Raw genomic sequence first — 7,430 nt, 5'->3', positions numbered from 1 at the left:
CTCAACCACTACAACACTCAACGCCCACACACCGCACTCGGCGGCCGACCACCCATCACCAGACTGCAACCAACCTCATGACCGGGTACAACTAGGCCGGCGGTGTGAGCGCGACGGTGCGGAAGCCGGCGTTGCCCATCGACGACTCGGGGGTGTTCGACGAGCGGGCGGAGTTCCGGTAGCGGTTGCAGTACGAGTCGTGGCACAGGTACGAGCCGCCGCGCATCACCCGGGCGGCGCCGAGGGACGGGCCGCGCGGGTCCTCGCCGGGGGTGAACTTGTAATACCGCGGGCCGAACCAGTCCGCGCACCACTCCCACACGTTCCCGACCGTCTGCCACAGGCCGTAGCCGTTCGGCGTGAAGGTGCGAACCGGCGCGGTCGTCAGGTAGCCGTCCTCGAGATCGTTGCGTTCCGGGAACACGCCCTGCCAGATGTTGCAGCGCCACTCTCTGTCAGGCCCGATCAGCTCGTCGCCCCACGGGTACCGGGCGCCCTCGAGTCCGCCGCGGGACGCATACTCCCACTCGGCCTCCGACGGCAGCCGCCGCCCGGCCCACGAGCAGTACGCGACCGCGTCGTTCCAGCTCACATGGACGACCGGGTGGTCGTCGAGCCCGTCCAGATCCGACAACGACCCGCCCGGATGACGCCAGTCGGCGCCGCGCACCCCAGCCCACCACGGCGTACCCGAGGCCGGACCCATGAACTCCGCCGGCTCGGTCTGCAAGGCCAGATGGAACACCGCCGAGAAGCCGAACGTCTCGGCTTCCGTCCGGTACCCGGTCGCCTCGACGAAGCGCTCGAAGTCCTGGTTGGTCACGCTCGTCGCATCGATGCTGAACGGCTGGAGCTGCACCTGATGGACAGGCACCTCGCCATCACCGGTGTTGCCGTCGCCGGTCCCGTCACCCATCGCGAACTCGCCACCCGCCAGCGCCACCTGCTCGACCTCATGCCGCCCGGGCTCGGCGGCCGGTACGGGAGGCGGCGCCGAGATCCCCACCACCGGGCGGGACGGCGCACAACAGGACGGATGTTCCTCGCTCATACCAGCCAGGATAGGTATAGCGCCCTTCTCGCAGTCAGCCCAGGCTGGGCGGACCCTGCTCGATGCGGCGCAGGACCGGGTCCAGGCGGTAGAAGTCGGTGCCGCCGAGGAGCTGGCGCTCGTCCCACCAGGTCGCACCGGCCTCGGCCAGCGGCTCGATCAGCGCGCGGGACCGCGCCGGGTCCGCCGGGCTGATCCCGCCGACGACGACGTCGTACGGCGTGGTCGCGCCGGCGCCCTGGTCGCGGAGAAACGCCATCAGGTCGCGCACCTCCTCGACCGGAGGAGCCTCGCCGTGGTTGGCGCTGCGGAACAGCGGTACGGCTCCGTCCCAGCGGGCGGCGCGGCGCATCGGAGCCTTGCGCGGCCAGTACCCGGCGAGCCAGACCGGCGGCCGCGGCGTCTGAACCGTTGCCGGGAGCAACGTGACGTCATCGACCCGGTAGTGCTCGCCCTGGTGGTTCACGGTCTCGCCGGACCAGTACCGGGCGAGTACGTCGAGGCCCTCGTCGAGTCGCGCGGCCAGCACCTTCGGATCGGTCTCGTCGCCGAAGCTGCCGAACTCGTCGTCGATCGGGCCGCCGAGGCCGGCGCCGAAGATCACCCGGCCGCCGCTCATCCCGTCGAGCGTCGCGACCTGCCGCGCCAGCTGTTCGGGCCGTCGCCGCGCGATCGGCGTCACCAGCGGACCGAGCTTGATCCGCGATGTCGCCAGCGCGGCCGCGGTCAGCAGCATCCACGGGTCCCCGAAGGGCTGGCCTTTCCGCCGTTCCTTGCTGTGGACGACGTGGTCCCAGACGAAGAGCCCGTCCCAGCCGGCCTCCTCGGCCGCGGCGGCCACCCGCGCGACCGTGTGGGCGTCGGCGAAGTCGCCGAAGTTCGGAATGTTGATCGAGAAGCGCACTATCGCATCCTCACTCATCGAGTCGTAGTTCGACGAACGGAATAGTGTCGCCGGGCAGCAGGTACGTCTCCACTTCGACGAATCCGTGCGCCTTGGCGAACCGCAGCCCGTCCTCGTTGCTGGCCAGGATGTGTGTCTCGATGCCATCACTGCTCAGCTCACGGGCGCGCTCGAGGCAGCGCTGATAGATCGCCTCGCCGAACCCACGCCGCCGGTACTCCGGGAGTACTCGGGCGATCACAGTCGCGGCAGCCGTCTCCTCCGACGGTGGTCGCACGGTCGAGTTGCCCACCAGCAGATCGCCGTCGTACGCGACCTCGAGCACGTGTCGTGTCACCCGGCCCCGCACGTCGTCGACCGACAGCGGCGCCGTCGGGATGATCTCGTTGTGCACCCGCTGCCAGTCCAGCAAGGTGTCATCGTCACTCACCGACACGATCCGCAGCTCAGCCATCGCCCCAGCGTAGTAGCGTCCCTCTCGTGCGCATCTTGTTCGTGGGGAACAGCTTCACGTCGCGGAACAACCTGCCCGGACTGCTGAAGGGCCTGGCCGGGGCGCGGGGGATCGATGTCCAGCACAAGCTGATCTCCGCCGGTGGTGCGTCGTTGCGGCAGCATCTGAACGCCGGAAAGGCGCTCGAGGCGATCGCCGGTGGGTCGTTCGACACCGTCGTACTGCAGGAGCAGAGCACGTTGCCGGTCAAGAGTCCGGCGCGGATGCGGGACAGCGTGCGGGACTTCGACGCGGCGATCAAGGAAGCCGGTGCGCGGACCGCGCTCTATCTGACGTGGGCTCGGCGGAACGCTCCCGAAGCGCAGGAGGCGCTGACTTCGGCGTACGCCGCAAGTGCGGTGGAGCTCGGTGCGACCCTCGTCCCGGTCGGCATGGTGTGGGAACGCTTCCTCAGCACCCACGACGAACCCGCCCTGCACGACGCGGACAACAGCCACCCGGCGCTCGCCGGGAGCTACCTCGCGGCCTGCGTGTTTCTCGTCGCCCTGCTGAACGAGGACCCGGTGGGCATCGACGTACCGGTGAAGGGCCTCGACGCGGACACCGCCGCGCTTCTTCGCCAATCCGCCTGGGACATCTGCGAGTCCCTCGCCGGCTGACTACTGAGGAATGGAGTCCGGCATGCCCGTCCCCGCCGTCGTCCCCCGGTTCCGGGGTGACGCGAAGATCGAGTGGACCGACCACGAGTACCGCGAACCAGGTGCTGGTGAGTTGCGGCTGCGGATCGCCGCGAACGCCATCTGTGGCACCGACCGGCACGAGTACTACGACGGCAGCCCGATCGTCCCCGGCCACGAGGCCGCCGGCATCGTCGCCGACGCCGGTCCCGGGACGACGACCGCGCCGGGCACCCGCGGCGTCGTCTACCTGATGGACTTCTGCGGCGAGTGCCGCAGCTGCCGGGTCGGCGCGACCAACCAGTGCTTCGCCAAGCGCGGCGACGTCGGCCAGAACACCGACGGCGGCTACGGCCCGTACGCCGTCGTGCACGAGAGCAACTTCTTCCCGATCGGCGACGAGCTCGACCTGGCGACCGCGACGATGCTGCTCGACGTGATGGGTACCAGTTCGCACGCGCTCGGCCGGGCCCAGCGGATCCGCCCCGACATCGAGAGCATCTTCGTCGCGGGAGCCGGACCGATCGGTCTCGGCCTGCTGGTGATGGCGAAGGTCCGGTTCGGCACCGACTTCCCGGTGTTCGTCTCCGACGTCAGCAACTGGCGGCGCACGTTCGCCGAGAGTCTCGGTGCGGTCAGCTTCGCGGCCGACGACCGCGACGGCATCATCGCCGCGGGCGCCGACGTGAGCTTCGACTCTTCCGGTCGGCAGGCGGCGCGCGAGCTCGCACTCGCCGCGAGCAGCCGCCGGGGCGGACTGATCTGTGTCGGTCATGGCGAGGGGTTGTCGCTCGACGTGTCGCGCGATCTGATCGCGCCCGAGCGAGCGGTCCTGGGGAGCGAGTACTTCCGGTACGACGAACTGCCCGAGAACCTCGAACTCCTCCGCGCGCAGACGGACTACATCGGCAAGGTCATCACCCATCGTCTGCCGGTGAGCGAGTTGAGCAACGCGTTCGAGCTGTTCTTCTCCGGTCAGACCGGCAAGGTCGTCATCACCCAGGAGATCGAATGACGGTGCGCGTTGCGGTGGTCGGTGCCGGGGGCTGGGGACGGCAGCACGCCCGGATCTTCTCCGGCCGGAGCGACTGTGAGCTGGTCGCGATCGCGGCGCGGACCCCGTCGAGTGCGGCCGAACGGGCGGCGGAGTACCGGACGGCGCCGTACACGGATCTCGGCGCGATGCTCAAGGAGACGCGGCCGGATCTGGTCACCGTCTGCCTGCCCAACGAGGGGCATTTCGAGCCGACGCTCGCGCTGATCGACGCGGGCGCGAACCTGCTGGTCGAGAAGCCGCTGGTGTTCGACCTGGCCGAGGCCGACGAGCTCCTGCGCCGGGCCGAGGACCGCGGGATTTTCTTCGGGATCAACTTCAACCACCGGTACGCCGAGCCCGTCGTCCGCGCGCAGCGGGCGATCCAGGACGGCGTACTCGGCGATTTGATCTTCCTCACCTGGCGGTTCGGCGGCGAGGCGAACTACGGGGAGTCGCCGCACGCGAACCTGATCGAGACGCAGTGCCACGGGTTCGACATGCTCGAGCATCTCGGTGGGCCGATCCGGTCGATCGCGGCGCAGATGACTCGCAAGACGTACGGGGCGTACAGCACGGTGGCGCTGGCGCTCGGGTTCGAGAACGATGCCGTCGGCACCATTCTCGGCAGCTACGACTCGTCGTACGCCTATCCGGACAGCCAGCTCATCGAGATCAACGGCACCGCGGGTCGTCTGACGATCCACGACACGGTACGGCGTCTTACGCTGTCCCGGGCCGGGGACGAGACGAGCAGTGTGTGGGAAGCGGGCTACTTCAACGACGAGGCCCGCTCGTTCCACTCCACGTTCGACCGTCACGTCGACCACATCATCACCGCCCTCCAGACCGGCGCCCCACCCCCCATCCCCGCCACCGCCGGCCGCCGAGCCCTCCAACTGGCCCAAACCGCCATAGCCTCCCACGACCGCGGAACCCGAGTAGAAACAGAAGAATTCGCCCCGGCCTGAACCCGGGAGGGATGCCCAGGCACCCCTCCCATCGACAGGAGCGCTCAGGTGAAGAGGTCGGCTAGTAGTTCTGGGGTGAGGGTTATGGGGGCGGGGCGGTAGGTGGGGGGTTGGGTGCCGGTCAGTTCGCGGACCAGGAAGTCCCAGGAGCGCTTGCGGACGTAGGCGAGGCAGTCGATCAGGGTGTGCTCGGCGCCAGGGACGATGAGCAGTTCGAAGTCCTTGTCTGCGGCAACGAGTCGGTCGGCCAGTCGGAGCGTGTGGTGCGGGTGGACCTGGTCGTCCATCTCGCCGTGGATGAGCAGGAGCTTGCCCGCCAACCGGTCCGCAATATCCACGTTCGAGGCAGCAGCCCAAGCCTCGGGGTTGTCGGCACCGTCGTACGTCTCCGCGAAGCCCAGGTTGAAGTAGCGAAGGTCGTGCGAGCCGGACATGGCGACGCCGGCCTTGTACACCTCGGGGAAGTCCAGCATCGCCCGCGCAGCCGCGAACCCGCCGCCAGAGTGACCGAATACGCCCACCCGGTCCAGGTCCATCCACGGCCGGGTCTCGGCCAACTGCTGCAGCGCCGCGACATGGTCGGCGAGCGAGCCCGCGTCCGCCACGTGACCGTACGAGGCATCGTGGAAAGACTTGCTCCGCCCAGGAGTGCCGCGGCCGTCCAGCGCGATCACGACGAAGCCGAGCGCCGCGAGGGGTTCCGCGTCGAGGCCCATCCCACCGGGGTCGAAGCTCGGCGCGACCCGGTTGACCTGCGGGCCCGGATAGAGGGTGTCCACCACCGGGTACCGCTGCGCGTGGTCGAACGCCCGCGGCCGGTACAGCACGCCGTAGATGTCCGTCACCCCGTCGGCCGCCTTCACGCGGAACCGTTCGGGCGCCGTCCAGCCGCTGGCGGTGAGCTTGCTGATGTCGGCGCGCTCCAGCTCGACCACCACCCGCCCGGTCCAGTCAACGACGCGCGACACTGGTGCGACGTCAACGGTGGACGCGGAGTCGATGAAGTACGCCGGGTTGGCGGCAAGCGTGACGACGTGGTCCAACTCGTCGTCGGTGACCTTGGCGAAGCCGGTGCCGTCCAGACCGACGCGGCACACCGTACGCCGGTACGGATCGTCGTCAACCAGCCCGGACGCAACGAAGTACACCACTCGCTCGGCCTCGTCGACACGCAGGATCTGCCGCACCGCCCAGTGCCCGGAGGTGACCTGCCCCAGCAGTTCGCCGGTGTGCAGGTCGTAGCGGTACAGGTGGCCCCAGCCGTCTCGCTGCGAGTACCACAGCACCTCGTCGCCCAGCACCTGCACGATCGGTGGCTCGAACAGCCACTGGTTGGGATCGACCCTGGTGTCCCCGGTCTCGCTGACCACCGTGGTGACCTCGCCGGTGGTCGGGTCCAGCCGGTACAGAGTGAGCGTGCGCAGGTCGCGGGGGCGGTCGAGGTAGTACACCGCGGAGCTGTTCGGAGCCCACCACGCCCACTTGGCCATGATCGGCGACACCTGCGGCATCAGGAGCGGCGCGGTCTGTGCGCGGACCACGGTGCCCTCGGCAACGTCCAGTACGACCAGCTCGGCCTGCGGCATGTGCTCGTCGCCGGGGAACGCGTACCGCTGGGTGTGCAGGACAGGTGCGCTGCCGTCGGCGGGCCGGGCCTCCACGAGGTGGGTCTGCCGGACGTTGCGCTCATCGGTCCGGTGCGCCAGCACCTTCGTCGAGTCCGGCGACCAGGCCACCGCGGGCGGCATGTACGGCAGACCGATCTTGCGCAGCAGGGTGCTGTTGCCGGTGCTGGCCGGGCCGGCGCCGTACTGGTAGTCGGGCTCGCCGTCGGTGGTCAGCGCCCACTCGCGCCCGTCGGACAGCGAGCGCGCCCACAGGTCGTGCCCCCTCCGGGACACCGCGACCTTGTTGTCCGGCGATGGCACCTCCAGCGGGTTGCCCGGCGGCGTGAACTCCGCCCGCTCGCAGGTGTAGGTGTCCAGGCTGCAGCGCCAGTACTCGCCGAACGCGTCGAACTCGACGGCGTTTCCTGCGAGTGCGATGCCCATGAACGGAAGGGACTCAGGGTCGACCTCTTGCCCGGTGGCGGCGGTCAGCGCGGCGGCGATGCGAGCGTGGTCGAAGGCCGGTTCGCGAGTGCCCGCCGCCGGGTCGACCAAGACGAACCGCTTGCCGGCGCCGTTGCTCACGGCGTACCAGAACCGGGCGCCTCCGTCGATCCACTGCGGCCTGACCTTGTCGCCGACGACGAGCTCGCCGGGGCGGGCGGGTCGCCGGAGGAGCTGCTCGGCGGCTTGGTAGTCCTGCGTGGTGGTCATTCTCTGGGTTCCTTGTCGG

General features: G+C 69.4%; 8 protein-coding genes. 4 read left to right on the top strand and 4 right to left on the bottom strand.

Features of this window, described 5'->3' with window-relative positions; genetic code table 11:
• Positions 1-81, top strand: an 81-nt coding sequence (locus tag AB0I34_RS32400; protein ID WP_360448981.1) for an integrase core domain-containing protein, incomplete at its 5' end; no start/stop codon positions are given.
• A 10-nt stretch (positions 82-91) separates the two neighbouring features.
• On the opposite strand, the gene AB0I34_RS32395 is transcribed toward AB0I34_RS32400, so the two are convergent.
• The 3 genes from AB0I34_RS32395 to AB0I34_RS32385 are packed head-to-tail and all read right to left on the bottom strand — an operon-like array spanning position 92 to position 2,409.
• Positions 92-1,051: a formylglycine-generating enzyme family protein gene (locus AB0I34_RS32395; protein ID WP_360452470.1), complete on the bottom strand. Its 960-nt coding sequence runs from the start codon at positions 1,049-1,051 to the stop codon at positions 92-94.
• A gap of 34 nt (positions 1,052-1,085) precedes the next feature.
• On the bottom strand, positions 1,086-1,973 hold the full coding sequence (locus AB0I34_RS32390; protein WP_360452468.1) for an LLM class flavin-dependent oxidoreductase: 888 nt from the start codon (positions 1,971-1,973) through the stop codon (positions 1,086-1,088).
• Complete coding sequence (locus AB0I34_RS32385) at positions 1,966-2,409, bottom strand: GNAT family N-acetyltransferase (RefSeq protein WP_360452466.1); 444 nt, start codon at positions 2,407-2,409, stop codon at positions 1,966-1,968. The genes AB0I34_RS32390 and AB0I34_RS32385 overlap by 8 nt, the downstream gene beginning before the upstream one ends.
• Positions 2,410-2,435: 26 nt before the next feature.
• Here AB0I34_RS32385 and AB0I34_RS32380 point away from each other — a divergent pair, with 26 nt between their 5' ends.
• The 3 genes from AB0I34_RS32380 to AB0I34_RS32370 are packed head-to-tail and all read left to right on the top strand — an operon-like array spanning position 2,436 to position 5,090.
• Positions 2,436-3,068 carry a hypothetical protein gene (locus tag AB0I34_RS32380; protein ID WP_360452464.1) on the top strand — a complete coding sequence of 211 codons (633 nt, stop codon included), beginning with the start codon at positions 2,436-2,438 and terminating at the stop codon, positions 3,066-3,068.
• Between the two features lie 22 nt (positions 3,069-3,090).
• Entirely contained in the window at positions 3,091-4,101 is a 1,011-nt protein-coding gene (locus AB0I34_RS32375; protein ID WP_360452462.1) for an alcohol dehydrogenase catalytic domain-containing protein, read from the top strand.
• Positions 4,098-5,090 carry a Gfo/Idh/MocA family oxidoreductase gene (locus AB0I34_RS32370; RefSeq protein ID WP_360452460.1) on the top strand — a complete coding sequence of 331 codons (993 nt, stop codon included), beginning with the start codon at positions 4,098-4,100 and terminating at the stop codon, positions 5,088-5,090. The genes AB0I34_RS32375 and AB0I34_RS32370 overlap by 4 nt, the downstream gene beginning before the upstream one ends.
• Positions 5,091-5,134: 44 nt before the next feature.
• Here the strand turns inward: AB0I34_RS32370 and AB0I34_RS32365 are convergent, their stop codons facing one another.
• A complete protein-coding gene (locus tag AB0I34_RS32365) occupies positions 5,135-7,411 on the bottom strand; it encodes a DPP IV N-terminal domain-containing protein (RefSeq protein WP_360452458.1) in 2,277 nt (758 codons plus the stop codon).
• Positions 7,412-7,430 lie beyond the last annotated feature (19 nt).

The organism is Kribbella sp. NPDC050281 (assembly GCF_040655855.1).
Classification (GTDB): domain Bacteria; phylum Actinomycetota; class Actinomycetes; order Propionibacteriales; family Kribbellaceae; genus Kribbella.
This window is presented reverse-complemented; position numbering and strand designations above follow the sequence as displayed.